The sequence below is a fragment of the Leucobacter sp. WKLB1 genome, from assembly GCF_059696215.1.
Map to the genome: position 1 here is coordinate 102,743 of NZ_AP046115.1, position 25,480 is coordinate 128,222.

The following is a 25,480-nucleotide window of genomic DNA, read 5'->3' on the forward strand; positions in this document are numbered from 1 at the left end:
GCAGGCGGCGATTCCGCAGCATTTCTGCGCAACACTTACAGTCAAAATAAGCGCTATTGTCTAGCGCCCTGCGATTCCCTAACGTGTGTCTGGTCGCATCCGACCGCTCATGTTCACAGGAGAATCATGTCGCTACATCGTCGTACGAGCCTCGCCGCAGTGCCGCCCTATCGTCAGGGGCGACCGGCCCCCGCAGGGGCCAGCAAGCTGTCGTCCAATGAGTCCCCGCATCCGCCGCTGCCCTCCGTCGTCTCGGCCGTCGCAGCCGAGCTCGATCGCGTGCAGATCTACCCCGACATGGGTGCGAGCGCGGTGCGCGAAGCACTCGCCGAGCGGCACGGGGTACCCGTCGAGAGCGTGACCGTCGGCGCCGGATCCGTCGAGGTCGCGTCGCAACTGATCCACGCCACCGCGGGCGAGGGCGATGAGGTCGTCTTCGCGTGGCGATCCTTCGAGGCCTACCCGTCGCTCGTGCGCATCGCAGGGGCGACGCCCGTCGAGGTGCCGCTCGACGCGCACGCGCGCCACGATCTCGACGCGATGCTCGCCGCCATCACCCCGCGCACGCGCCTCATCTTCATCTGCAACCCCAACAACCCGACCGGCACCGTCGTTCCGGCGGAGGCCCTGCGCGCGTTCGTCGATGCGGTGCCGCGCGACGTGCTCGTGGTGATCGATGAAGCCTACGTGCACTTCGATCGCACTCCGAACCGCGCGAACGGGCTCGAGTTGTTCCGCGAATTTCCACACGTCGCGGTACTGCACACGTTCTCCAAGGCCTACGGGCTGGCTGGCCTGCGCATCGGTTACGCGGTTTCGCCAGGCGAGACCGCCGAGGAGCTGCGCAAGGTGGCCGTGCCGTTCGGCGTGACGAATCTCGCGCAGGCGGCCGCCGTCGCGTCGCTCGCCGCTGAGGAGGAGCTCGCCGCGCGCATCGCCGAGGTGACCGGTCAGCGCGAGCGGCTCTTCGTGGCGCTCGACGCCTGGGGCTACGACCCGGCGCGCTCGCAGGCGAACTTCGTGTGGGTCGCGGCCGGGGCCACGAACGGGCGCACCCCCGAGGAGATCGGCGACCTGCTCGAGGCGGGCGGCGTCATTGCGCGTGTCTTCCCGGGCGAGGGGGTGCGCATCTCGTGCGGCATTCCCAGCGACACGGATCGGGTGCTCGCCGCGCTCGCGCCGGCAGGCACGGTCAGTCAGGATGCTGCAGCGCAGTTCGGCGCCGAGGCGGTCGTCCGATGAGCGCGCAGGATCTGGGCGTTCGGTCGACGGCGCCGGACGACCGCGAGTTCCTCGACACGGGAACGCTGCGCACTACGCTCACGAGGCGCCAGGTCTCCATGATGGGCCTCGGCGGCGCCATCGGCGCTGGTCTGTTCGTCGGCTCGGGCAGCGCGATCAACATCGCCGGCCCCGCGGTGCTGATCAGCTACATCGTCGCCGGTTTCATCGTGGTGCTCGTCATGGCGATGCTCGCCGAGCAGGTGGCGGCGTACCCGAGCTCGGGGGCGTTCAGCACCTTCGCGCACCGGGCATTCGGGCGCACCGCGGGGGCGACCGTGGGCTGGCTGTACTGGATCCAGCTCGTCGTCGTCATCGCGGCCGAGGCAACCGGGGCTGCGGCAATCGTGTCCGCCTGGTTCCCGGTGGTGCCGCAGTGGGTATGGGTGCTCGTCTTCATCGTGGCGCTCACCACCATCAACCTGCTGGGCGTCGCGAACTACGGCAAGTTCGAGTACTGGTTCGCGTTCATCAAGGTCGGCGCGATCCTCCTCTTCCTCGTCGTCGGCATCCTCGCGATCGTCGGCCTGCTTCCCGGCAATGAGCCGCTCGGCCTGCAGAATCTCGTCGCCCACGGCGGCTTCGCGCCGACTGGCTTCGTCGGTATCGCCGGTGCGCTGCTCATCGTGATGTTCGCCTTCGGCGGCACCGAGGTCGTGTCGATCGCGGCGGCCGAATCCGAAGATCCGAGCGGCAACATCCGTCGCACGATGCGCTCCGTCATGGTGCGCATCCTGATCTTCTACATCGGCTCCATCTTCGTCATCGTGTCCGTGCTGCCCTGGGACGACGCCGCCGTGCAATCGGGGCCGTTCGCCGCCGTGCTCGGCGCACTCAAACTGCCCGGCGTCGACCTCGCGATGTCGATCATCGTGGTGGTGGCCCTGCTCTCGGCAATGAATGCCAATATCTACGGAGCCTCGCGCATGGCGTTCTCGCTCGGTGAGCGCGGCATGGCTCCGCGGGTCGTGCGTTCGATCACCCGCAACGGGGTGCCGTGGGCCGCCGTCTCGGGGTCGGTGCTCTTCAGCTTCGTCACCGTCGGCCTCAATTGGGCGTGGCCAGATGCGGTGCTTCCGGCGCTGCTCAACGTGGTCGGGTCGACGCTGCTCATCGTGTGGACGTCCATCGTGGTGTCGCAGATCGTGCTGCGACGCCGGGCCGATCGCGAGGGCCTCGAGCTGCCCATCCGTTTCTGGGGGTTCCCGTGGCTGTCGTACACGACGCTTGCGCTGCTGCTCGCGGTCATGGTGCTCGTGATGTTCGATACCGCCGCGCGCACGCAGCTGCTGCTGACCTTCGGGCTCACGGCGCTGCTGGCAATCATCGCGGCGGCGACGCAGCGTGGCGGTGATCGCGGCAAGGTTCGGCGTCCGTAGCGAGGTCTTCGATCTCCTGCCGCAGCTCTGTATCGCTGTGGTGGTCGCACGAGGGATCCGGATCTCCGAAGTTGCACCGGCGGTCGCGGCGCAACTCGATGCCGCGGTGGCTGTTGCCGGCACCGAGCTCGCCGGCGTGCGGGTGAAGGGGTCGGATGACGTGGCCCCGTATCGCGCGGCATTCACCGAGGTCGGGATCAACCCGAACAAGTTCTTGTGTTCAATTGAGGCGCTGCTCACGCGCGTCGCCAAGGGCAAGGGGCTGCCGAGCATCACGCCCATCGTCGATGCGGGAAACGCGGTGTCGATCACTCATCGCGTTCCGATCGGTGCGCACGACATCGAATCGTTCGCCGGTGACCTTTGGGTACGTCGAGCCAATGCTGCCGATATATTCGTGCCCTTCGGTGGCGAAACGTTCGAGCGACCCGAAGTTGGAGAGATCGTGTATGCGAGCGGGGACGAGGTGCGCACGCGCCGGTGGACCCGGCGCCAGAGTGATGTCGGAAAAATTTCTTCGCAGACGACGGATGTCGTGTTTCCGATCGACGGTTTTGCTCATGAGAACGAGGATCGTCTGCGCGCAGCTCAACGCGCGCTCGCGGACCTGGTGCATACGGAACTCAATGCGACGTGCACGTTGGGCTGGATCGATCGAGAGCATCCGGTCGTCGATCTCGGGTAGGGGTCATTGGGGAGGCGGCTCTTGCGCCCAAACGGGGCCACCGCGCGGATTGCTTACCCTTCACTGGCGAGAACGGGGCATGGGAAACCATGCCCCGTTGCGGTTTTGCTTATGGGACGTATTGCATAAAGTGACGTATGCGATTGGATCCTGTGCAAAAGCAATCTAGATTCTCGCTCATGCCTATTCACGAGATCCCTGTTCGCGTGCGGACGCAGTATCGGCGCACGCGGCTCGCCGCGGCCGCTACGGCAGGCCTGCTCGCCCTCGCCGCTGCGCTCGGCGCGGTGTCACCCGCCGCAGCTGCGGTAGGTGACACGTACAAGTACTTCGGCTCGTCGTCGTCGGGCGCAGGAATCCGCATCGTCGGGAGCACCTCGACCTACGCGACCAAGCAGTACGCGCTGCAGGGTCAGGGATCGGCCGCGAGCTCGTCGAGCTACTCGGTCGACTTCACCGGCACTCCGCCCACAAGCAACCACAACTACACGCAGGCCGACTGGTCGGGTCTGCCGCAGGCATCCGCCGTGGCCGGCCGAGGAGCCGTGGAATGGATCTTGAAGAATGGATTCCCCGCGAGTTCCACCGCGGTGCTGCGCGATCGCCTGCGTGCCATTCCGCAGTTCGCCACCTTCCCGACGGGCACCTTCAGCGAGAGCGAGGCGATCGCGGCGCAACAGGCGGCCATCTGGCACATCACCGATGGGGTCGACCTCGACCTCACCGCGACGTCAGCGAACTCTGCGCGCACGCGACTCTTCTACCAATACCTCGTGCAGGAATCGGCGGGCAAAGATGCCTCCACGGGCGCCGCTCCGACCGTGAGTCTCGCTGCGGAGAACGGCCGCACCGCGTTCTCCGTCGAGGCAGACGCGGCGTTCGGTCCATTCACCCTGACGTCGAGCGCGCCCGCCACGCTCTCCACATCCGGCGGAGCCAACATCGTCGGCTCGACCGGCCAGGCGCTGACGGGCGCGCAGCAGCCCGGCACCGTGTTCTGGGTGCAGCCGACCGCGGCACCCGCGGCCGATGGTGCCACGACCGTTCGCGCGCAGACCGCCGCGATCTCCACCACAGTCGTGAACGCGGCACTGGGCAAGCAGAACGTCTCGCCTTTCGCCGCCCGAGAGAACCTCGCGGTGCTCTCGACCTCGAGTCAGTCGGCGAACACTGAACTGCCGGTGACGTGGCAGATCGATCGCAACGCCCCCGGCCAGTTCGACGCCAACGGTGCGGCCACCACGCGCAGCTACACCTACATGCCGCGCGGTGAGCTGAGCGCCACGCTCGAGAAGCTCACCTTCACCGACGGCACGTCGACGACGACCGATCTCATCGGGTTGACGGGCAACGGCTCAGATCGCAGCGCTGACGTGTACTCCGCGCGCTTCGCCGGTACCGCGATCAATGCCGCGCAGGGGCCGGTTCTCGCAAGCGGCTCGGCCTTCACCGAGGGCGACTGGAACGCGGCACCGCACCTTGCAGACAACGCCGCGCAGGGCAGTGTCGCTCGGATCCTGCAGCAGTCGTACCCGACGCGCACCACTTCCCAGCTGACCGCCGCGGTGCAATCCGCGGGTCTGCTGGCTCCGGGATCCGCCACCATCAAGAACTGGGAAGCCATTGCCGCCACGCAGGCCGCTATCTGGCACGCCACCGACGGCAAAGAACTCGATACGACCCGCTATGCCACACCGAACGCGGCGACGGCTGCCGACGGCGCTTCGGCCGCGGCGGTGCTCGATGGCGATGCGACCACCGCTTGGCAGGCACCAGCACCTGGCCAGGCAGCGATCGACTTCACGTTCCCCGCAAACTTCGAGCCGCGATCGTACGCCGTGACGACTCGTGACGGTGCTGCGGCGGGGGCCACTCCGACATCGTGGAAGCTGCAGCGCAGCACGGACGGGATGACGTTCTCGGACGTCTCGACCAGTTCGGTCACCCACGCGTTCGCAGGCGGCTCGAGTGAGACGCGCGTCAGCGGCAACATTCCCTCGGGAGCGACTTACGGATCGGCGACCACGCGCTACCGCATCGTGTTCTCGGGCGCTGCTGATCCGACCCAGGCGGTCGAGATCGCCGGAGTGTCGTTCGAAGGCTTCGGCGTATTCGGTGCACAACCGAACTACGAGTACCGGCAGTACGCGAATGCGGCAAACGTGGTGCAGGTCTACCGATACCTGCTTGCCGATGCCGATGCGAATCCCGTCGCCGCACCCGCACCGTCGGCGACGGTGACCGCCGCGACCGACGTGTTCGTGCGTGAGTCGGCGAGCGACCTCATCGGCCCCTTCACCGTCGACGGTTCGAGCGCCCTGTCGGTGAGCTTCGCGGACGCCACCGATGCAACGCTGCTCACCGATCCGACGGCCGAGCCAGTCTCCGAGCTCGTGGTCGCGCCGAGATCCGAATTCTGGGTGCGCGCCGGAGACGCCGACGCCGGAGACGCGGTGCTCACCGCGCGCACGTCCGCGGTGAACTGGACGACGGCGCGCGCGCTCACCACGCCGAACGCCGACGGCCCCGTGCTCGTGCAGCTCGGAGTCGCCTCGATCACCGGGTCGGCCACCTATGCGTTCTCGTACGCGGTCGCACCCCCGGCCGAACTCACCACCAGCGTCGATCGAGCTGCCATCGGTGGCGCGGTCGGTGTGAGCGGCAGCGGGTACCGCTCCGGCGAGGCCGTGGCGCTGACCCTTGAGGCCGATGGGATCGAGGTGCTGCAGGCGGTGGCCGACGAGTCGGGCGCGTTCGCTGCGACGATCACGGTGCCCGCGGCGGCGAGCATCGGGCAGGATCGGCTGTTCGGCGTCGGCGCGGACTCGTCTCGATCAGCGAGCGCCCCGCTCGAGGTGGCCGCCGCGATCGAGGTGGACGGGCCCGGAGATCCGGTGGATCCCGTCGGCCCGGGTGATCCCGAACCCGCAGGGCCTGGCGATCCGGCTGAGCCGGTGCGTTCGGTTGATCCGGACACCACGGGCCAGCCCAGCACTCCGAGCGTCCCCGCGACCGCCGTTGACCTTGCGGCCGGTGCGGCCGGTGCGGCCGCCAGCGCACCGGGTCTGTCCGTGACCGGTGCGAGTGCGAACGGGTTGTGGGGTCTCGGGGCCTCGGCCATCCTGCTCACGATCGTTGCGGGCGGGGTGTGGTGGATCGGTGTGCGCCACACGCGCGAAGCCAGAAAGCTCGTCGAGTAAGGGGGCGTGGCTCGGCCCGCGGCGCCCGCACGGTGTCGCTTCGCGTCATATCGGGGCCTCAGCCACCGCCAGGTCTTGCCGGTCGCCAGAATGGAAGTGCTCCGAGCGAAAGGACCCCGCCCATGACGACGTCCGAGCCGACGGCTGCTGAGCTTGCCGACCCCGAAGCACCCTCCACTCTCGAAACGGAGGCGCTGGAGTTTGCACGCGAGTTGATTCGCATCGACAGCGTCAATACCGGGGACCCCGCGACGATCGGTGACGGTGAGACCCGCGCCGCCGAGTTCATTCGTGACCGCCTCGCCGAGGTCGGCATTGCCGGAGAGCTCATCGAGCCGAAGCCCGGGCGCGGATCGTTCGTGGTGCGCATTCCGGGCACGGACCGGGCGGCCGGAGCGCTTCTGGTGCACGCGCACCACGACGTCGTACCTGTCGTGGGGCAGGAGTGGACGCACCCGCCGTTCGGAGCCGAGATTCACGACGGCATGCTCTACGGGCGCGGAGCGGTCGACATGAAACCGTTCGGCGGCGCCGTCGTCGCCGTGCTGCGGCATTTTGCACGCGAGGGCATCCGGCCGCGGCGCGACCTGGTCGTCGCGTTCCTGGCCGACGAAGAGAACGGAGGCCGCTGGGGCGCCGGATGGTTGGTGCAGCACCGCCCCGAACTGTTCGCCGGAGTCACGGAGTCGGTGGGCGAGGTCGGCGGGTTCTCGGCACCGCTGCCCGCGCGCGACGCGAGCGGGGCAGTAGCGCCGGGCGACGCTCGGCGAGCGTACCTCGTCGCCGTGGGCGAGAAGGGTGTCGCATCGGCGACCCTGACCGCGCGCAGCCGTGCCGGCCACGGATCGCGCCCCGAACCCGATCACGCCGTACTGGCACTGGCCCGCGCGGTGACGCGAATCGGCGAGCACCGTTTTCCGCTCGTGCGGGGCGAGGCGCTCGAAGCGTTTCTCAAGGCTTTCGGCATTGCCGACGAGGCGACCGCGACCGAGGAGGGGCTTGCGCGCGCCCTCGCCGAGCTCGGCTTCGTGGGCGAGACCGTCGCGGCCAGCTCGCGCAGTACCGCGACGCCGACCGTGCTGCAGGCCGGGTCGAAGGTGAACATCATTCCCGGCATCGCTCAGGCGCAGCTCGACATCCGCATCGCTCCCGGGCAGGGAGACGAGGTGCGTGCGCGTCTCGCCGAACTCGCGGGCCCCGACATCGAAGTGACCGAGGGGCCGTGGTGGCCGGCGAACACGGCGCCGGTCGACGGCCCGCTCGTCGGTGCGATCCGCGCGGCGCTCGCGGTGCAAGACCCGAAGGCCGTCGCCGTGCCCTACCTGCTGCCGGCGAGCACCGACAACAAGCACTTCTCGTCGATCGGCATTGCCGGGTACGGCTTCTTTCCGCTCCGCGTGCCCCTCGACTTCGACGTCTACGGGCAATTTCACGCCGCCGACGAGCACGTGCCGGTCAGCGCGATCCACTTCTGCGCGCGCGTGACGGCGGAGTTGCTGCGCGACGCGTAGGGGTGGGCGCGGTGCGGCGTGGGCGCGCGCAAGCGTGGCTGCTCAGGTGTGCGCCCGGGTACGCGCGTTCCCCTCCTTCGCTCCGACAGGAGAAATCGCGTCTTGCGGATGGTTCTTCGGGGTTGGGGACGCAGCGCGCGATTTCTCCTGTTGAACCAAAGATGCCGAAGCTTCCGGAGGCGAGGGTGGCGAGGGTGGCGAAGAACGGCGAGGAGCTGCGGGCAACTGCGGGGAGGGTCGGCGTTCATCACGATTCATGATGTTGCCGGGTGTGACGCCCCGTGAATCCGCGTGACGCCGATGCTCGCGCCGCCGTTTCACGACTCGTAGTGTGGCCTCACCGCGAAGCCCCGCGGTGCACCGTGAGGAGATGACATGGCCGCGATCGAGACCGCCGAATCCGTTGACACCGTTGCCGCCGACAGCGTCGCCGATGGCATCTCCCGCCCGATCGCGCACGACATCACGGAGCTCATCGGCAACACACCACTGCTCGAGCTGCACCGCTTCGCCGAGCGCGGCGGCGCACAGGCCCGCATCCTGGCCAAGGTCGAGTTCTTCAACCCGCTGTCGAGTGTGAAGGATCGCATCGCGTGGGCTATCGTCCGCGATGCCGAGGCGCAAGGCGATCTGCGGCCCGGCAAGACGATCGTCGACGTCACCAGTGGCAACACGGGGATCGCGCTCGCCGCCATCGCCGCCGCACGCGGCTACCCGACGAAGTTCTACCTCGGCGACAACACGAGCCCGGACAAGCGCAAGATTCTCGAGGCGCTCGGCGTCGAACTCATCTCGGTGCCGAACGGCATCTTCATCGACCCCGACGGACTCACCGAACTGTTCGAGCGAATCGAGCGCGAGAACCCGGACGCGTATCTCACGAGCCAGCTCTCGAACCCCGTGAACCCGCAGACGCATTACGAGACGACCGGCCCCGAAATCTGGCGGGATTCGCTGGGCGAGGTCGACGTCTTCGTCGCCGGGGTCGGCACCGGGGGCACCGTGTCGGGTGCCGGTCGCTATCTGAAAGAGCAGAAGCCCGATCTTCGCGTCGTCGTCGCGGAGCCGGGGGAGGCGTCGCTGCCGAGCGAGGAGCAGACCCACCCGGCCGAGATCGACGGCGTGCACCAGGTGGAGGGGCTCGAAGAAGATCAGCTGCCCCCGAACTTCGACGCGTCCGTACCTGACGAGGTGCAGCAGGTCGAAGCCGAGGAAGCGTATGCGACCGCGCGAACCGTGCTGCGCGAAGAGGGGCTCTTCGTCGGCCCATCGGCAGGGGCGACGCTCACCGTGGCGCTGCGCCTCGCGCGTCTTCCCGAGTACGCGGGGAAGACGATCGTCGCGGTGATCCCGGATACGGGTGAGCGATATTTGTCGGCCGGAGTGTTCGGGTAGCCCCGAGCCGGTCGACCTCAGACTCTCACCCATCCCCTCTGCGCAAGCAGCACGTGGGGTGTGGGGATGGGTGAGTAATTCATGGAGGTGTGGGCCCCGCGGGAGAGCAGATAGTGCTCACTCGCGGGGCCTCTGTGCTGCAGGTTCAGAGATTGCTCACTCGCGGTCCTGGTACGTGCGGGGCCGGGGTGTACGCTGCTCGAGCGCTATTCCCCGTGCGGGAGCACGGCCGCGATGCGGGCAAACGTGTCGTCGAGGATCGCGCCCGGGGTCGCGAAGTTCAGGCGCAGGAAGCCCCGGAAATCGCGCCCGCAGTGCCGGCCGTCGGTTGCGGCCACGTTCGCGTCGCGCAGCAGCAATCGCTGCAGGCTTTCTCGCACCTCGTAGGCGCGGAGGTCGAGCCAGCCGAGGTACGTTGCTTGTGCCGGAATCAGGCGGGCGTGGGGCAAGTGCTCGGCCGTGAGCCGGGCGAACCGGTCGCGGTGGCCCTGGAGGTGCGCCACGAGGTCCTCGAGCCAGTCGCGGCCGTCGTCAAAGGCGGCGATGGTGCCGAGCACGCCGAGGTGGCCGGTCGTGTGCGATGGCCAGCGCCCGATCTGCGGCCACGCTTTCGCGTCGGCGGGGTTCGAGAAGATGATCTGCGAGCACTTGATGCCCGGGATGTTCCACCCCTTCGACGCGGAGGTCGCGGTGATGGTGTGCGCCGCCGCCTCGGGCGAGAGCGTGGCGTAGGGTACGTGCGCCCGGCCGTCGTAGATGATGGGGGCGTGAATCTCGTCTGCCCAGACGCGCCCGCCGTGACGCTCAACGATGTCGACGAGCGGCAGGAGCTGTTCGCGGGTGAACACCGTGCCGGTGGGGTTCGCCGGGTTGACGAGGATCAGGAGGCGCGCGCCGGCCGCGAAGGCGTCGTCGATGCGCTGGTAGTCGAACTCCCAGGCCTCGCCGCGCTGCAGCAGTGGTGTCTCGACAACCTCGCGGCCGTGGTCGCGCAGCAGCGTGAAGAACGGCATGTAGTTCGGGGTCGGCACGACAACGGGGGTGCCGTGTTCGGTGTAGTGCTCGAGCGTGATCTCGAGCGCGGTGAGCACCTCGGGCAGCACGCCGATCTGCTCAGCCGGCACCTCCCACCCATGCCGGTGCTGCAGCCAGCGCGAGAGGGACTCGGCGACGAGCTCTTTCTCACGCTTCGTGGAGTAGCCAAGAGCACCATTGGCGACGCGCTGCTGTAGCACGCGGGTGACGGCGGGGGCGGTGCCGAAGTCGCTCTCGGCGATGAATGAGCCGATCGCTCCGGGGTGGGTCGTCCACTTCGAGGAGCCGCGCGCCAGAAGCTCGTCGGCGGTGAGCCGCTCGAACGCGGCGAACGTTTCACTCACGCGCGCACTCCAAGGCTGACGGGCGCAGCGCTCGCACGTGGCAGATCTTCGGCGTAGGCGAAGAGCCCGGGGGACCCGCCCGTGTGCAGAAACAGCACGTCGGCGTCGGCGTCGTACGCCCCTGCGCGCACCCCGGCGACGAGCGCGGCAGCCGCCTTCGCCGTGTACACCGGGTCGAGCAGCACGCCCTCGGTGCGCGCGAAGAGTTTGATCGCCTCGATCGCGGCGGGGGTCAGCGCCCCGTAGGCGTCGCCCACCTGATCGGGGCTCAGGATCGCCGGATCCACCGACGCCAGATCCGCGTTCGCAGCGGCACCGGCAGAGCCAGCCGCGCCAATACCGGCAGCGGCACCGGCACCGAAGCGGGCGAGTACCTCGTTGCGGTGCGCCTCGACCCCGGTCGCGAGCTCGAGCGCGCCAGGAGACACGGCGACACCGTGCACGCGAGGCCGGCCCGCTTCGGGGAACAGCTCGCGCCCGGCCAGGAGCCCGGCCTGGGTGCCGCCGCTGCCTGACGCGACCACGATCTCGTCGAAGGCGATGCCCTGCGACGCGAGCGCGGCGATCTCGGCGAACGATTCGACGTAGCCGAGCGACCCGGTCGCGGTCGACCCACCGCTCGGAATGAAGAACGGGGTGCGTCCGGCGGCACGCAGCCGTTCGAGCGCGGCTTCGGCCGCAGCCCGCTCGGGGTGGGCGTCTTCGGGCGTCTCGTCGACGTAATCGATTGCGGCCCCGAGCAATTCGTCGAGCAGCACGTTGCCCGAGCGGAGACGCCCCACCGAGATGCCGGCGGGAACGCGCAACACGAGTAGCGCGTCGAGCCCGGCCCGAGCTGCTGCGGCGGCGGTCTGCCGCGCGTGGTTCGACTGCACCGCGCCGACCGTCACGAGCGTGTCGGCTCCGGCCGCGCGCGCCTCGGCGACGAGATATTCGAGCTTGCGCGCCTTGTTGCCGCCGAGTGCGAGACCGGTCTGATCGTCTCGCTTGATCCAGAGGCGAGGCCCGCCGCCGAGCGCCTCGCGCAGCCGATCGAGCCGGTGCACCGGGGTCGGGCCGAAGACGAGGGGCTCGCGATGCCGACGCAGCTGCAGCAGTGCGGGGTCGGTCGCCGCCGCGTACCGTGACTCGAGCAGCGTTTCCACGGCCCGGTGATCCGCTACCACCGCGAACGGGTGCTGCGAGGGCGATTCGGTCATGCACGAACTCCGTTCAGATCAGCGCTCTACGCCCGCGTGTGAGCGCGGGGCTGTGCCGACGATGCTACTCAGGGCCGCCGACATTCGCCGCAGAGCGTCCGGGCCCGCGTCACCCGAAGTCGCACGCCGTCACGCGAGGTCATGCTCGCCCGTGAACTTGGAGGCCGGTCTAGCATCGGAGGCATCGCGGCGATCCGGATGGTTCCGGTGCGCGGGTCATACCGAGGAGTAGCGGGTTCGAATCCCGCCGTCGCGTCGAATGGTGCCGGCTGCTCGGAGCCGGAAGGGGAAGGCGTGGAACACCGTAAAGCCGCCCTGCTCAGTTGTGTCGGGGCCGGGTTCGCCACGCTGCTCGACGCCGCCGTCATCGCGTACACCGCGCCCGCGCTCGTCGAGGGATCCGGAGCCTCTGCCGCCACCGTGCAGTGGTTTCTCGCCGTCTACTCGCTGACGTTCGGCCTCGGCCTCGTGCCGGGCGGGCGCATCGGCGACGCCCTCGGTCGGCGACGGCCCCTACTGCTCGGCCTCGCACTGATCCTTATCGGCGCGAGCACGTCGGCGCTCGGGCCCATCGCCGTCACGCTCATCATCGGACGTCTCGTGCAGGGGCTCGGGGCGGGGCTCGTGAACGCGCAAGTGCTCGGCCTGATACAAGACCACTTCCACGGCACCGAGCGCATCCGAGCCTTCGGGGCGTACACCGCGGCCGGTGCCGCGGCGGGGATGGCGGGTCCGCTGCTCGCGGGGGCGGTGCTGCTGGTCGCCGCGCCCGATCCGGCCTGGCGCATCGTGCTGCTGCTCCCGCTGCCCGCCATCGTCGCGACGATCTGGATCGTATGGCGCCGACTCCCCGCCGACCCGGTGCGGGCGCGCGGTCCGATCGCACTCGACCTGCCCGGCATCGCACTGCTCGGCGGCATCGTGGTGCTGATCACCCTGCCGGTGATCGACCCCGGGCTGCCCATCCCGCTCACCGTCGGCATCTTCGCGGCGGTAGTCGTGCTCGCCGTCGCGCTCGCGCTGTGGGAGCGACGCTACGGGCGCAGCGGCCGACTGCCGCTCTTCGCCCCGGCACTCATGCGTCAGCGCGGCTTCCTCGCGGGCAACGCCGTCGCGATGCTCTGGTTCGGATCGCTCCTCGGATCGGGCACCGTGCTCACCATCTATGTGTTGCAGCAGCTCGGCATCCCGGCGCTCGTGCTCGCTGCGCTGATGCTGCCCGGGGCCGCCGCTCGTTTGGTCGCCGCACGGTTCAGTGCCCGGGCGTTCGCGAGATGGGGTGCGCCGATGGTGACGGGCGGGGTCGGCGCGGAGAGTGTCGGCATGCTGCTGCTCGCGGGCGGCGCGGTGGTGCTGGATCCCATCCCGTTCCTCGTGCTCATCGTCGTGGTGGAGGTCGGCCTCGGCATCTGCAGCGGCGTCTCCGAGCCCATGATCCGGGTACTCGCGCTTGCCCGGGCACCGCAGGGCATGGCTGGGGTGGCGGCGTCGTTCTTGCAGCTCACCCAGCGACTGGCCGCAACGCTCGCGGTCGCGCTCGGCACCGGCATTCTGCTCGTCGGCGGCACGTCGGCGGCGTCGCTCGCCACCGCGCTGGTCATCTTCGCCGGGTGCGCCCTGGTCGCTGCGATCGCGACGCGCCAGCGGGAGTTTCGCACCGCGGTGTGAGGTGGGGTTTGGGTGCGGCCGCTCGGCCGGTACCGCCTGGCCCGAGCCCGTCTCGCCACCTGCAGTCAGCGGAAGATATGCAGCCAGAGGAACGAATTCGCGGGTCGATGTTCTTCTGAGTGCAGATCTTCCGCTGAGCGCGGGTACACGGAAGCGGGTTGCACACGAGCGAGCACGCGCCGACGCAAAAGTGATCGCGGGCGGGCGCGATCCTTCTCTACCGTAGAACTGGGACCGGTCGCGTCATCGCACTGCGCATCGGCCCGGCCCGCGGCGCGACGGAGCCCGAGGGTTGTCTGCGAGCAAGGGAGCGCCGTGACCGAATTGACCGTGACTGTAACCGAGGGCAACTGCGAGTGGCGGGCGGGCAGCACGTACTTCCGGATCGCGCGGGGCGCCGCCGCCTCCGGGCCTGGCGCGCGCATCGACCCGGGTGAGGTGCCGCTCATCGCTGTGCACGGCGGGCCCGGGTGCACACACGACTATCTGCTCAGTCTTGACGATCTCGCGCAGGATCGCCCAGTCGTCTACTACGACCAGCTCGGCAGCGGGCGCTCCACCCACCTGCCCGATGCGCCCCGCGACTTCTGGACGATCGAGCTGTTTCTCGAGGAGCTCGACACCCTGCTCGCGCACCTCGGTGTCGGGCAGTATGACCTGCTCGGACAATCGTGGGGCGGCATGCTCGGCGCGGAGCATGCGGTGCGCCGACCGCGGGGGCTGCGCCGCCTCGTGATTGCCGACTCGCCGGCATCGATGCCGCTGTGGCGCGAGGCGGCGCTCGGGCTGCGCGCCGAGCTGCCCGAAGCGGCGCGCGATGCGATCGCGCACTTCGAATCCATCGGCGACTTCACTGCGCCTGAGTATCTTGCCGCCTCAGACGTGTTTTACGCCCGCCACGTCTGCCGCGTGCAGCCGCTGCCCGCGCCGGTGCAGCGCACGTTCGATCTGCTCGACGCCGATCCGACGGTCTATCACGCGATGAACGGGCCGAGCGAGTTCATGGTGATCGGCTCGCTGCGCGACTGGAGCGTGATCGATCGGCTCGACCGTATCGAGGTGCCGACGCTCGTGCTCAACGGCGCCTACGACGAGGCGACCGACGCCGTGGTGCAGCCGTTTGTCGAGCGAATTCCGCGGGTGAGCTGGGTGCGCTTCGAAGAGTCGAGCCACATGCCGCACTGGGAGGAGCGCGAGGAGTTCATGCGCGTGGTGGGGGAGTTTCTCGACTGAGGGGGCTCCGGTCGTGAAGCTCAGCGGTTCCGCGTACGCGTCACCAGTAGCTGACGCGTACGCGGAGTGCATCGCCGTCAACTCGGGACCCGATGAGCGTGGTGCGCGGATCCCAGATCGTGCCGGGGATCTCGACGTCGGGTCGGTTCATACCCAGGGTCGTGCCGGGTTGTTCGGGGGAAACGCCGTCGGGCGGCTGCACTTCGAGGGTGAGCCAGCACCCACCCGAAGCGCACTCCTTCTCCTCATGCGTGATGTGGCTGCCCTCGGGGAGCGGCACGCTCGCGGCGGGCGGTACGTCTCCTTCGGTTGCACCCATCCACAGGTAGCAAACGCGCTCCGCGTAGAGCAGCGCGGCGGTGCCGACGATCGCGATCGCCACGATGACGATGATGCGTACGGGGCGCCGAGTGATCCTCATCGCACCATCTTCACGTCTCAGCCCGGGAAACTGGCCTGTGCTCCCGGCGTTATTGCGCGAGGAAGAAGCTCGAGACGGCGAAGTTTACGATGTAAAGCGGAATCGCGAGGAGCGGCACGTAGCTGCCGCGTTGCCGCTCGACGAGGAGCACGGTGCCGCAGAGACCGGCCGCCACGCAGATGATCGCTGGCCCGAAGAGGAGGGCTCCGGAGAAGAACGGATTCACCTCCGCGTCGGAGGCGGGCAGTGCCCCGAAATGGGCCAGCATGCCGGCGAAGGTCGCGCCGATCGCGCTCACGACCATGCAGACGACGCCGAGCCAGAACCGCATCGGGAGGTCGCCGAGATGCACCGGTTCGGGGTACGCGTCGCGGGTGCTGGTCATGTTCGGCAGCGTAGCGGAGGAGTCGCTTGGTGGTGTGGACGTACCCGGCCCGCTGACCCCGCACCGTCAGCAGCGGATCTGCGCTCAGCAGCCTGGAACGCGGCGAAACGGTTCCGCTGAGTGCAGATATTCCTCTGAGTGCCGCTGGCTTTGGCGCCTTGCGGTCGGGGCTCTTGGTCGCACCCTGCACGATCGGGGTAACTTCGGACCAGTGCGAGGCCCGATAGTCCGCGCAACACTGGTCCGAAGTTACCCCGATCCGGTCAAGCGCGGGCGGGGCCCGGGGCGGGCGCCGTGGCGGCCGTCGCGCGGAACCGCGGGTGCAGTAGCACGAACACGGCGACCACAGCCATCACGCCGGCACCGAGAATCACCGGCAGCGGCGCCCACACGCCGTAGAGCGCGGTGCCGAGCGTCGGGGCGATCACGAAGGTGAGCCCGTTCGTGGCGCCGATGAGCCCGGCGAGGCCGCGCTGCTCGTCGCGCGACATGAGCAGTGACGGGCCTGCGGTGTATCCGGGCATTGCGACGCCGAGCCCGAGCCCGATCAAGAGAATCGCCACGAACAGCAGCACCGCCCCCGCATCGGCGATCAGTGCGCCGAACCCGACGAGTGCGATCAGCGACCCGACCCGCAGCAGCGTGCGCGGGTGCCAGCCGGTGCGCGGCACGATGACCGCCTGAGCGACGACCATGCCGAGGCCGGCTGCGAGCAGCGCACCGCCGGTGACCAGCCCGGTGGTGCGGGCGTCGAGGTGCAGGCGATCCTGCACGATGAAGCCCGTGATCACCTGGATGAACCCGAGCGCCGTGAACATGCCGAACCCGGCGAGCAGAAACGGCCAGACGCGCGTGTCGAATGGCCGCACGTGCACGGGCTCCTCGATCAGTGAGGTGCGTGGTTCGCGGCGCAGCCGGAATGCGACGAGGATCAGCCCGGCGGTCAACAGCAGCGGCACCGCGACGAGGGGAGCCATGAGCCCGGCCGTGGCCAGCACGCCGCCGAGCACGGCACCAGCCACCATGGCGACGCCCTGCACGGCGCCGACGCCGGCCATGCCCTTCACGCGCGCGGCCTCGTCGGTGGTGACGTCGGCGATGTACGCCTGCGCCGTGGGCGGTACGGCCGCCATCGCGGTGCCGAATCCGATGCCGCGCAGCACGATGAAGAGTACGAAGAGCGTGGCGCCGGTGACGACGCCGGCCATGCCGAGCTGCGCCAGGCCGGCGAACAGTGCCATGGTCGACGCGGCGATCGCGCTGGCTGCGACGAGCACGGGCTTGCGGCCCCACGACTGCGATCGGCGCCCCCAGAACTGGCTGGTGAGCACGACCATGAGCGCGGCGGTGCTGATGGTGAGGCCGATCTGCCACTCGGCGAGCCCGACCTCGCGCGAGAGCGGGGCGATGATCGGGTTCAGCGTCATCTGGCCGAGGTAGATCAGGAACACCGAGCCGAGCACGAGGGGGATCTGCGGCTTCTGCGCATCGGGCGCGACCGGCGCGCCTGGTTCCGCCGACGTGCCGGGAGTGACGGGCTGCTGCCCCGTGGCAGCGCCGGTGGCGGGCGTCGCGGTCATGCGCGGGATCCTTCGGGTTCAGCGGCCTCAGGTTCGGCCGCAGGGCTCGCGGCGAGAAGGTCGGCGAGACGCACGGCGAGGCCGGCGATCGTCGTGTCGATGGCGAAGCGGTAGTACTCGCTGCGCACCCGCGCGGCGGTGTCGCCGCCGTCGGCGAAGGGGCGCAAGAACTCCTGGCCCATTTCGCGTACCTCAGGCGCCGCGTCGGGCATCGATTCGAATTCGGTCATCATGCTGGCGTGATCGCGGGGGCCGTCGCCTTCGTGTTGCTGGCGGTCGTCGCCGATCGAAACCGTCAGCGTGGCGGTGTTGAGCAGCAGTGCATAGGCACTCGGCGAGATCGCTCCGAAGCCTGCGCGGTGCAGATGGGCCATGCCACGCTCGAGTATCGGCAGCATCACGGGCAGCGTCGGTCCGTGCATGAGCGCCCACTTCGCCACGCCGGGGTACTCGCGTGCGAGGGGCCCGAGGTCGTAGAGCAGCTCGCGGAACCAGGCCTCCCAATCGCGAGCGTCGTCAGGCAGCGAAACGCGCTCGAGTACCCGTTCGACCACGCGGCGACACAGCAGATCCTTGCCGCCGACGTGGTGGTAGACGACTGATTGAGAGACGCCGAGGCGTCTGGCAAGGTCGCGGATCGACCAGACGAAGAGGTGCGACTCGCGGGTGAGGTCGGTTGCGGCATCGACCACGGTTTCGGGGGTGAGGCCGACGTGAAATGCGGGCGCTGCGGCGTCGTGGGCGGCGGGTTGTGACATGAATCTCCTGCGGAATTTCGGGGTTCAGATGCGTGAAACGCAAACATCTGATTAAACTCAGGGTTGCCTAACTTGAGTTGCTGCACTGTTCGAATCGAACGCTGTTCGCATCACCATTAGAACACTGTTCTCTTGAGTATGTGATAATCATTCTCATTAAAGATCTGAAAGGTCTGGGATGAGCCAGAATTCCGAAGCCGCGCCCGCGGCGACCCCACCCTCGTTCTTCGCGCCCGTGCGCGGCAGCCTCGCGGCGATCATTGCGCTGAGTGTTGTCGGTGCGGTCGGCAGCGTCGTGCCGTACATCGCCATCGTCGAACTCGCGCGCACGCTGCTGCCCGCACTCGACGGCGCGCCGGTCGACGCGACCCGCGTCTGGTTCATCGTGCTGGTCGCCGGCATCGCACTCTTCGCGAGCTTCATCGCCGCGTTCCACTCGGCGCTCGTGAGTCACTTTGCCGATGCCGAGCTGCAGCTCTCGCTGCGCCGACGCATCATCGCCCACCTGCGGCGCCTGCCCCTCGGATGGTTCGACCAAAAGTCCTCAGGCACGGTGCGCAAGCTTGTCGAGAACGATGTCGTCGCTCTGCACCAGCTCGTCGCCCACGCGATCCAAGACGTCATCACAGCGGTGCTCGTGCCGGTGATCTGTGTCGTCTACCTCTGGACGGTGCAGTGGCAGCTCGCGGTCGCCGCACTCGTTCCGCTGATCCTGACCCTCATCATCTACCCGATCATGATGCGCGGCGGCGCCGAGAAGTTCGCCCAGTACGACGCGGCGACGGCGGCACTCGCGGGCGCGACGGTCGAGTTCGTGCACGGTATCGCCGTGGTGAAGCGCTTCGGCCAGGTCGGCCGCAGCCACGCGCGATACCGCGATGCGACCGGCGAGTACGTACGCTTCGTCGGCGACTGGACTCGTCAGACGGGCCTGCTGTTCACGGTGATCGAGGTCATCACCTCGCCGGTGGTCGTGCTGCTCTGGATTCTCACCGTGGGGCTGTGGCTCATCGGCGCGGGGATCTCGCAGCCCATCGACGTGCTGCCGGGCATTCTGCTCGGCCTCAGCCTGACGGGGCCGCTCATGAAGCTCGGCGCCTCGGGCCAATTCGTGCGCAATGCGACGAAGGCGCAGCAGTCGCTCGCCGGCTTCTTCGCGCTGCCGACCGTCGCGCAGCCGGCCGCCCCGCAGTCGGTTCGCGGCAACGGCGTCGTCTTCGATCACGTCACCTTCGGTTACGACTCCGAGCACCCGGTGCTCCACGACATCGCCGCCGCCTGCGCGCCGGGAACGGTCACCGCGCTCGTCGGCGCCTCGGGATCAGGAAAATCGACGCTCGCGAAGCTGGTTCCGCGCTTTTACGACGCCGACGCAGGCACGGTCGCAATCGGCGGCGCTGACGTGCGGCAGGTCGAGACGACCGCGCTCTACCGAGAGGTCGGGTTCGTATTCCAAGAGGTGCAGACGCTGCGCGCGAGCCTGCGCGACAACATTCGCCTGACGCGCCCCGATGCGACCGACGCCGAGGTGGAGGCGGCGGCTCGAGCCGCGCAGATCCACGACCGTATTCTGCGATTCGACCGTGGATACGACGCCGTGGTCGGCGACGATGCGAATCTGTCGGGTGGCGAAGCGCAGCGCGTGACCATCGCCCGAGCGCTGCTCGCCGACGCGCCGATACTCGTGCTCGACGAGGCGACCGCGTTCGCCGACCCCGACTCAGAGGCGTCGATCCAACGCGCCCTCAGCACGCTCGCCGCCGGACGCAGCGTGCTCGTCGTGGCGCACCGACTGCACACCATCGTCGGGGCCGACCAGATCCTCGTGCTCGATGCGGGTCGCGTCATCGAACGCGGCACCCACGAAGAACTCGTCGCCCACGGTGGCCGGTTCGCGGCCATGTGGCACGACTACCAGCAGAACCACGACCGTTCCCTGCCCGAGGAGGCCCGCGCATGATCCGCCGTCTCTGGAGCTACGCCTCCCCGTCCGCACGCCGCCTGCTCGTCATCGAGCTGAGCTGCATCGTCGCCACCGCGGTCTTGCAGGGCCTCGCCTTCCTCGCGCTCGTGCCGCTGCTGCGCGCACTCTTCGGCGGTGACACCGATGCTGCCGGCCGCTGGCTGCTCGGGCTCGCCGGTATCGCCGTCGCGTACGCTGCGGTCTTTTGGGCGGCAAGCCAGATCGCCATGCGCGCGAGTACCGAGATTCTCGACTCGCTGTTGGGCTCGCTCGGTCAGCGCCTCGTCGACATCCCGGTCTCCTGGTTCGCGGGCAGCCGCACCGGTCTCGTCTCGGGCATCGCCACACAGGGCGCGATGTTCGTCTCGAACACTCCGTACTCGTTCTTGCGGCCCGTCATCACGGGCTTCCTGACCCCGGGCACCGTGCTCGTCGGCATGTACTTCTTCGATTGGCGGCTCGCGCTCGCGATGACCGCGATGGTGCCCGTGCTGGTCATCGGATACCGCTGGCTGAGTGCGCGCATCGGGCGCAGCGATGCGGTGCACAGCGAAGCCGTCGCCGATGCGTCGGACCGGGTCATCGAGTTCGCGAAGGTGCAGCCAGCGCTCCGCACCGCGGGCGACGATTCGATCGCCGAGCGGCTGGTCGAGACGGCGCTGCAGGATCAGCATCGCGCCTATCGCGGCATGCTCATCTCGGGCGGCGCCGGAATCGCGACGTTCGCGGGCCTCGTGCAGCTCTCGCTCACAGTGCTGCTGATCGTCGGTGCGACGCTCGCAATCGGCGGCACGATCGACGTCGCGACGCTGCTCGCGCTGCTCGTGCTGGGGGTGCGCTTCAACGAACCCATTGTGACGGCTGGCGACCTCGGCGGTGGCATCGCCGTCGCACGCACGACGCTGCAGCAGCTCGACGACCTCGCATCGCAGGCGCGACTGCCCGAACCCGCCGCACCCGCGACTCCCGCCGACTGGGGGTTCGCGTTCGACGACGTCACGTTCGGCTATGGCGGATCGCCGGTGCTCGATGGGCTCACCTTCACGGCAGAACCTGGCCAGATGACCGCCATCATCGGCCCCTCGGGGTCGGGCAAGACGACGATCACCAAGCTTATGGCGCGCTTCTACGATCCTGAATCGGGCACCGTGTCAATCGGCGGCGTGCCGATTCCCGAGCTCGGTACCGCGACCGTGGAGGGTGCCGTCGCCCCGGTGTTCCAAGACGTGTACCTGTTCGACGACACGATTCTCAACAACGTGTGGATCGGCAACCCCGACCTGTCGCGCGACGAGGTGATCGCGGCCGCGTCACGAGCGCGCGTCGACGAGATCGTCGAGCGTCTGCCCGGTGGGTGGGATGCGCGCGTCGGCGAGGGTGGCACCAATCTCTCGGGCGGCGAACGTCAGCGCGTGTCGATCGCCCGCGCACTGCTCAAGGACGCGCCGATCGTGCTGCTCGACGAGGCGACCGCCGCCCTCGACATCGGCAACGAGATCGCGATCGGCGAAGCCATCGACTCGATCCGGCCCGGCCGCACGCTCGTCGTTGTGGCCCACCGCCTGCAGACCATCATGACCGCCGACCGCATCGTCATGCTCGACGGCGCGGGCGGCATTGGCGAGACCGGCACGCACGCCGAACTGCTCGAGGCCGGTGGCGCGTACGCGCGCTACTGGAACGAGCGCGTCGACGCCGCGGGGTGGCAGCTCGCCGCCGACCCCGCACCAGCGTCTCACTCACTCCCGGGCACTCCGCCCACCACCGCTCACCAGAAAGCGACCCCATGACCGAACCCATCTCATCCACTGCCGCAGCACCTGCGGCCCAGCCTGCCGCGGCCCCGGATCGCCCGGCCGCCGCGCGCCGCACGAGCGCCCGCTTCTCGGCCCGCGACCTGCTCAACGTGGCGATCTTCGTGGTGATTTACTTCATCGTGATCGTCGCTATCACGATGATCGGGGCGATCAGCCCGCTCGTGATGCTCATCGTCGTGCCGCTCTGCGCGCTCGCCGGAGGCATCCCGTACATGCTGTTCCTCACGCGCGTGAAGCACGCCGGCATGGTGACGCTCTTCGGCACGGTCAACGCGCTCATCTACTTCATGATGGGGCATCCGTGGCAGAGCCTGCTCTTCACGATTCTGTGCTCGGTCGCCGCCGAGTTCGTGCTCGCAGCGGGCAAGTATCGCTCGAAGTGGGCTGCGATCGGCACCTACACCGTGTTCTCTGCATGGTTCTTGGGCCCGTGGATCCCGCTCATTCTCGACCGCGCCGCCTACCTGCAGTCGGCCGGCCTCACCGAGATGGGGCCCGAGTACGTCGCCGCGTTCGACCAGATCGTCTCACTGCCGGCTCTCTTCATCATGTGGGGCGCCACCGTGGTGCTCGGGTTCTTCGGCGGGGTGCTCGGCAGCGCCGTGCTGCGCAAGCACTTCCGCAAGGCCGGTCTTGCCTGAGCTGCGCACCGCGCCGCCGGTCGCGACCACCCCGTCGCTCGAGCGTGCCACCGAGCGCGGCGAGCGACGGGGTCTCGACCCGCGCATGAAGATCCTGCTGGTCGTCGCCGTGAGTATCACCGTGATGAGCCCGGCCGGGCTGCGCTTCGTGCCCGCGTTTCTTGCGCTCGGTGTCGGCCTCGCCCTCTGGGAGGGCGCGCGGCGACGCGCGCTCAGCCTCGTGGTGACCGCCGCGGTGCTCGCGGTGCTCGGGTGGGGGCTGCCCGCGTGGTGGCCGAACGCGGTGACCGCCATCTTCGCCTTCGGCGGCACGTACTTCCTGCGCTTCACGGTGATCGCCGGCATCGGCATGCATCTGGTCGCGACCACCTCGCCGACCGAACTGTCCGCGGCACTGCGCGCCTGGCACGCGCCCCGCGCGTTGGCGGTGACGCTCGCCGTGATGCTGCGCTTCTTCCCGCTCGTCGCCGCCGAAGCGCGCGCCGTGCTCGACGCGATGCGCCTGCGCGGGCTCGCCGGGGCCGCAGGCTTCGTGCGGCACCCCGTGCGCGCCGTCGAACGTTTCACGGTGCCGATGATCGCCGCGAGTCTGCGGGCGAGTGAAGACCTGTCGGCCTCGGCGATCCTGCGCGGCCTCGGCTCGCATCGCAGGCCGACGGCGATGCACCCGCCGCGGTTCGGCATCGCCGATGCGGTGCTGGTGCTGGTGGTCGCCGCTCTTGTCGCGGCAACGCTCGTGGCTCTGCCCGGGGCAGCGCAGTGAACGCGCCCGCGTCGGGAGTCGCGTCGGCCGCCGCAGTCGCCGACGCCACATGGACCTATCCGCACGCCGACACCCCCTCGCTCGAGCGACTCTCACTGCAGATCGAACCCGGCGAATTTGTCGTGCTCTGCGGCGCCAGCGGATCGGGGAAGTCGACCGCGCTGCGCCTGCTCAACGGACTCGTGCCCCACTTCCACGACGAGGGCGTGCTCGCCGGTGACGTCACGGTCCAGGGGCTCGACACGGCCGTCGCCGAGCTTGACGCGATCGGGCTCGTCACGGGCACCGTGCTGCAGCACCCGCGACGCCAGTTCTTCACCGATTCCGCGCCCGAGGAGATCGCCTTCGCGATGGAGAACTTCGGTTTTCCGCCCGCCGAGATCCGTACCCGCGTGGGCCGCGCCGTTTCCCGGCTCGAAGGCTTCGTGCCCGTCGGCGAACGGCTGCAGCGGCTCTCGGGCGGTCAGCAGCAGCAGGTCGCTGTCGTCGCCGCGACTGCCCACGCGCCGCAGATGCTGCTGCTCGACGAACCCAGTGCGAATCTGTCGGCCGATGCCGTCACGAGGCTGGCGGAGACCCTCGCCGAGCTGAAGCAGCGCGGCGTCACGATCGTCGTCGCCGAGCACCGACTGCGCTATCTCGAAGAGCTGGTGGATCGCGTCGTCGTCATGCGATCCGGGCGTATCGACGCGCAGTGGAGCGCCGCGGAGTTCCGCGCCGTCTCCGATGAAACGCTCGAGGCGGAGGGCCTGCGAGGTCGGGCGCGGGTCGCCGAGGTTGCGTCACTCGCCGCCTCGGGGCGCAGCATCGCGGCGACGTCGGTCGGCAGCGAACAGCCTGTTGCGCATCCCGATGGCGCGCTCGTGCTCGATGGCGTGCGCGTGCGCTTCGGCGTCCGCGCCGTGCTCGACATCGACCGGCTTGCGATTCCGGCAGGATCGGTCACCGCGTTCCGCGGCGTCAATGGTTCGGGCAAGTCGACGCTCGTGCGCGCCGTCGTCGGGCTGCAGCGGGCAAGTGGCACCATCTCCCTCGACGGGCGCGCGCTCAGCACCCGAGCCAGGCAGCGTGCGAGTGCGATCGTGATGCAAGACGTGCAGCGGCAGCTCTTCACCGAGAGCGTCGCTGCAGAAATCGAGTTGGCTGCGCAGCTGCGGGATGGCGCCCCGCCCAGCGCGATCGAGCTGGAGTCGCTGCTGCGATCCCTCGACCTCGACGCACTCGCCGAACGCCACCCGCTCTCACTGTCGGGTGGGCAGCAGCAGCGGCTCGTCATCGCGGCGGCGCGCATCGCCGGGCGGCGAGTGCTGGTGTTCGACGAGCCCAGCTCGGGCGTCGATCGTCGGCACCTGCAGTCGATCGCCGAGCACATTCGCGCGGTAGCGGCGGAGGGGGCGGTGGTGATCCTCATCAGTCACGACGAGGATCTGCTCGCGATTGCCGCCGACCAGCAGGTGACGCTGCAGCCACTGTAAGCGTGGCACTGAGAGGAAGATCTGCACTCAGAGGAACCACAACCAGCCGACTCGTTCCTCTGAATGCAGATCTTCCGCTGAATGCAGGCGGCCGGCCGGCCAGACGGTGGCTGGCAGCTGGTCTGGGCCCTACGCCGCGTCGATGAGCGCGAGCGCGGTGTCGATCGCCGCACTCGCGCTCGTCACGTCGATGCGGGCCAGGGCGAGTGCGGCCACGACCTGCCCGGTGCAGGCATCGGCGAGGCGATCCGCCGCTGCGCGATCGAGCTCGGGCAGTCGCGCGTCGATGCCGCGACCGATCGCCGCCCGCAGTTCGGTTCGGTAGCTCGCGATGGTCGCCGCCACCGCGGCGTCTTCGCCGATCGGCGAGCCGGCCGAGTTGATGAGCAGGCATCCGCTGCGGGCGGCGAGCGTGGCGCGGTCAGCGAGCGCGGCGCGCAACCCGGTGAGATACTCGGTGATCGCGTCGGCGGTGACGGCGTCGGCGAGCAGCGGTTGCAGGCGCGGGCGAATCACCGTGTCGAGGTACTGCTGCACCGCGGCATCGAAGAGCCCGCGTTTCGACCCGAAGCTGTTGTAGATGCTGGATCGGCTCAACCCCGTTGCCTGCTCAAGCTCAGGGATGGCGGCGGCCTCGTACCCGACGTTCCAGAACACATCCATGGCGGCGCCCACGACGACATCGCGATCGAACGAAGCTGTGCGTGCCATGAGTGCGCCTTTCGGGAATGGTCGTTCCAGTATATA

At 69.0% G+C, this 25,480-nt stretch carries 20 protein-coding genes; 13 read left to right on the forward strand and 7 right to left on the reverse strand.

The features are described from left to right. The first annotated feature begins 126 nt into the window (after positions 1-126). The 6 genes from hisC (at position 127) to ACZF5Y_RS00545 (ending at position 9,451) form a co-directional block, all read left to right on the forward strand. A complete protein-coding gene (gene hisC / locus ACZF5Y_RS00520; RefSeq protein ID WP_497533864.1) occupies positions 127-1,242 on the forward strand; it encodes a histidinol-phosphate transaminase in 1,116 nt (371 codons plus the stop codon). Continuing rightward, positions 1,239-2,660 carry an amino acid permease gene (locus ACZF5Y_RS00525; protein ID WP_497533865.1) on the forward strand — a complete coding sequence of 474 codons (1,422 nt, stop codon included), beginning with the start codon at positions 1,239-1,241 and terminating at the stop codon, positions 2,658-2,660. Before hisC ends, ACZF5Y_RS00525 begins: the two co-directional genes overlap by 4 nt. Continuing rightward, a complete protein-coding gene (locus ACZF5Y_RS00530) occupies positions 2,626-3,345 on the forward strand; it encodes a B3/B4 domain-containing protein (RefSeq protein WP_497533866.1) in 720 nt (239 codons plus the stop codon). The genes ACZF5Y_RS00525 and ACZF5Y_RS00530 overlap by 35 nt, the downstream gene beginning before the upstream one ends. 179 nt (positions 3,346-3,524) lie before the next feature. Further along, positions 3,525-6,545, forward strand: a complete 3,021-nt coding sequence (locus ACZF5Y_RS00535; RefSeq protein WP_497533867.1) for a thioester domain-containing protein — start codon at positions 3,525-3,527, stop codon at positions 6,543-6,545. A 122-nt stretch (positions 6,546-6,667) separates the two neighbouring features. Then, entirely contained in the window at positions 6,668-8,056 is a 1,389-nt protein-coding gene (locus ACZF5Y_RS00540) for a M20/M25/M40 family metallo-hydrolase (RefSeq protein WP_497533868.1), read from the forward strand. A 375-nt stretch (positions 8,057-8,431) separates the two neighbouring features. Continuing rightward, a complete protein-coding gene (locus tag ACZF5Y_RS00545; protein ID WP_497533869.1) occupies positions 8,432-9,451 on the forward strand; it encodes a PLP-dependent cysteine synthase family protein in 1,020 nt (339 codons plus the stop codon). 206 nt (positions 9,452-9,657) lie between these two features. Here ACZF5Y_RS00545 and ACZF5Y_RS00550 read toward each other — a convergent pair whose 3' ends face one another. Next, on the reverse strand, positions 9,658-10,830 hold the full coding sequence (locus tag ACZF5Y_RS00550; protein WP_497533870.1) for a MalY/PatB family protein: 1,173 nt from the start codon (positions 10,828-10,830) through the stop codon (positions 9,658-9,660). Then, positions 10,827-12,029, reverse strand: a complete 1,203-nt coding sequence (locus ACZF5Y_RS00555) for a pyridoxal-phosphate dependent enzyme (protein WP_497533871.1) — start codon at positions 12,027-12,029, stop codon at positions 10,827-10,829. The genes ACZF5Y_RS00550 and ACZF5Y_RS00555 overlap by 4 nt, the downstream gene beginning before the upstream one ends. 294 nt (positions 12,030-12,323) lie before the next feature. Between ACZF5Y_RS00555 and ACZF5Y_RS00560 the strand changes: the two genes are divergently transcribed. Together ACZF5Y_RS00560 and ACZF5Y_RS00565 are read left to right on the forward strand one after the other, a co-directional pair. Next, complete coding sequence (locus tag ACZF5Y_RS00560; RefSeq protein ID WP_497533872.1) at positions 12,324-13,697, forward strand: MFS transporter; 1,374 nt, start codon at positions 12,324-12,326, stop codon at positions 13,695-13,697. Positions 13,698-14,012: 315 nt separating this feature from the next. Continuing rightward, on the forward strand, positions 14,013-14,930 hold the full coding sequence (locus ACZF5Y_RS00565; RefSeq protein WP_497533873.1) for a proline iminopeptidase-family hydrolase: 918 nt from the start codon (positions 14,013-14,015) through the stop codon (positions 14,928-14,930). Positions 14,931-14,970: 40 nt separating this feature from the next. Here the strand turns inward: ACZF5Y_RS00565 and ACZF5Y_RS00570 are convergent, their stop codons facing one another. The 4 genes from ACZF5Y_RS00570 to ACZF5Y_RS00585 form a co-directional block, all read right to left on the reverse strand. Then, the gene (locus ACZF5Y_RS00570; RefSeq protein WP_497533874.1) at positions 14,971-15,351 is read right to left on the reverse strand and encodes a hypothetical protein; all 381 of its coding nucleotides are present in this window, start codon (positions 15,349-15,351) and stop codon (positions 14,971-14,973) included. A gap of 49 nt (positions 15,352-15,400) precedes the next feature. Beyond that, positions 15,401-15,736 carry a hypothetical protein gene (locus ACZF5Y_RS00575; RefSeq protein ID WP_497533875.1) on the reverse strand — a complete coding sequence of 112 codons (336 nt, stop codon included), beginning with the start codon at positions 15,734-15,736 and terminating at the stop codon, positions 15,401-15,403. A 263-nt stretch (positions 15,737-15,999) separates the two neighbouring features. Next, on the reverse strand, positions 16,000-17,316 hold the full coding sequence (locus tag ACZF5Y_RS00580; RefSeq protein WP_497533876.1) for an MFS transporter: 1,317 nt from the start codon (positions 17,314-17,316) through the stop codon (positions 16,000-16,002). Further along, complete coding sequence (locus ACZF5Y_RS00585; protein WP_497533877.1) at positions 17,313-18,074, reverse strand: TetR/AcrR family transcriptional regulator; 762 nt, start codon at positions 18,072-18,074, stop codon at positions 17,313-17,315. Before ACZF5Y_RS00585 ends, ACZF5Y_RS00580 begins: the two co-directional genes overlap by 4 nt. A gap of 178 nt (positions 18,075-18,252) precedes the next feature. On the opposite strand from ACZF5Y_RS00585, the gene ACZF5Y_RS00590 reads away from it, so the two are divergent. From ACZF5Y_RS00590 to ACZF5Y_RS00610, 5 genes are read left to right on the forward strand one after another with little or no spacing between them, the layout of a single operon-like run. After that, on the forward strand, positions 18,253-20,034 hold the full coding sequence (locus ACZF5Y_RS00590) for an ABC transporter ATP-binding protein (RefSeq protein WP_497533878.1): 1,782 nt from the start codon (positions 18,253-18,255) through the stop codon (positions 20,032-20,034). Continuing rightward, entirely contained in the window at positions 20,031-21,827 is a 1,797-nt protein-coding gene (locus tag ACZF5Y_RS00595; protein WP_497533879.1) for an ABC transporter ATP-binding protein, read from the forward strand. The genes ACZF5Y_RS00590 and ACZF5Y_RS00595 overlap by 4 nt, the downstream gene beginning before the upstream one ends. Then, positions 21,824-22,495 carry an MptD family putative ECF transporter S component gene (locus ACZF5Y_RS00600; protein WP_497533880.1) on the forward strand — a complete coding sequence of 224 codons (672 nt, stop codon included), beginning with the start codon at positions 21,824-21,826 and terminating at the stop codon, positions 22,493-22,495. Before ACZF5Y_RS00595 ends, ACZF5Y_RS00600 begins: the two co-directional genes overlap by 4 nt. Beyond that, entirely contained in the window at positions 22,488-23,258 is a 771-nt protein-coding gene (locus ACZF5Y_RS00605; protein WP_497533881.1) for an energy-coupling factor transporter transmembrane component T, read from the forward strand. The genes ACZF5Y_RS00600 and ACZF5Y_RS00605 overlap by 8 nt, the downstream gene beginning before the upstream one ends. Next, on the forward strand, positions 23,255-24,733 hold the full coding sequence (locus ACZF5Y_RS00610; protein ID WP_497533882.1) for an ABC transporter ATP-binding protein: 1,479 nt from the start codon (positions 23,255-23,257) through the stop codon (positions 24,731-24,733). Before ACZF5Y_RS00605 ends, ACZF5Y_RS00610 begins: the two co-directional genes overlap by 4 nt. A 129-nt stretch (positions 24,734-24,862) precedes the next feature. Here the strand turns inward: ACZF5Y_RS00610 and ACZF5Y_RS00615 are convergent, their stop codons facing one another. Next, positions 24,863-25,444 carry a TetR/AcrR family transcriptional regulator gene (locus tag ACZF5Y_RS00615; RefSeq protein ID WP_497533883.1) on the reverse strand — a complete coding sequence of 194 codons (582 nt, stop codon included), beginning with the start codon at positions 25,442-25,444 and terminating at the stop codon, positions 24,863-24,865. Positions 25,445-25,480: the final 36 nt, after the last annotated feature.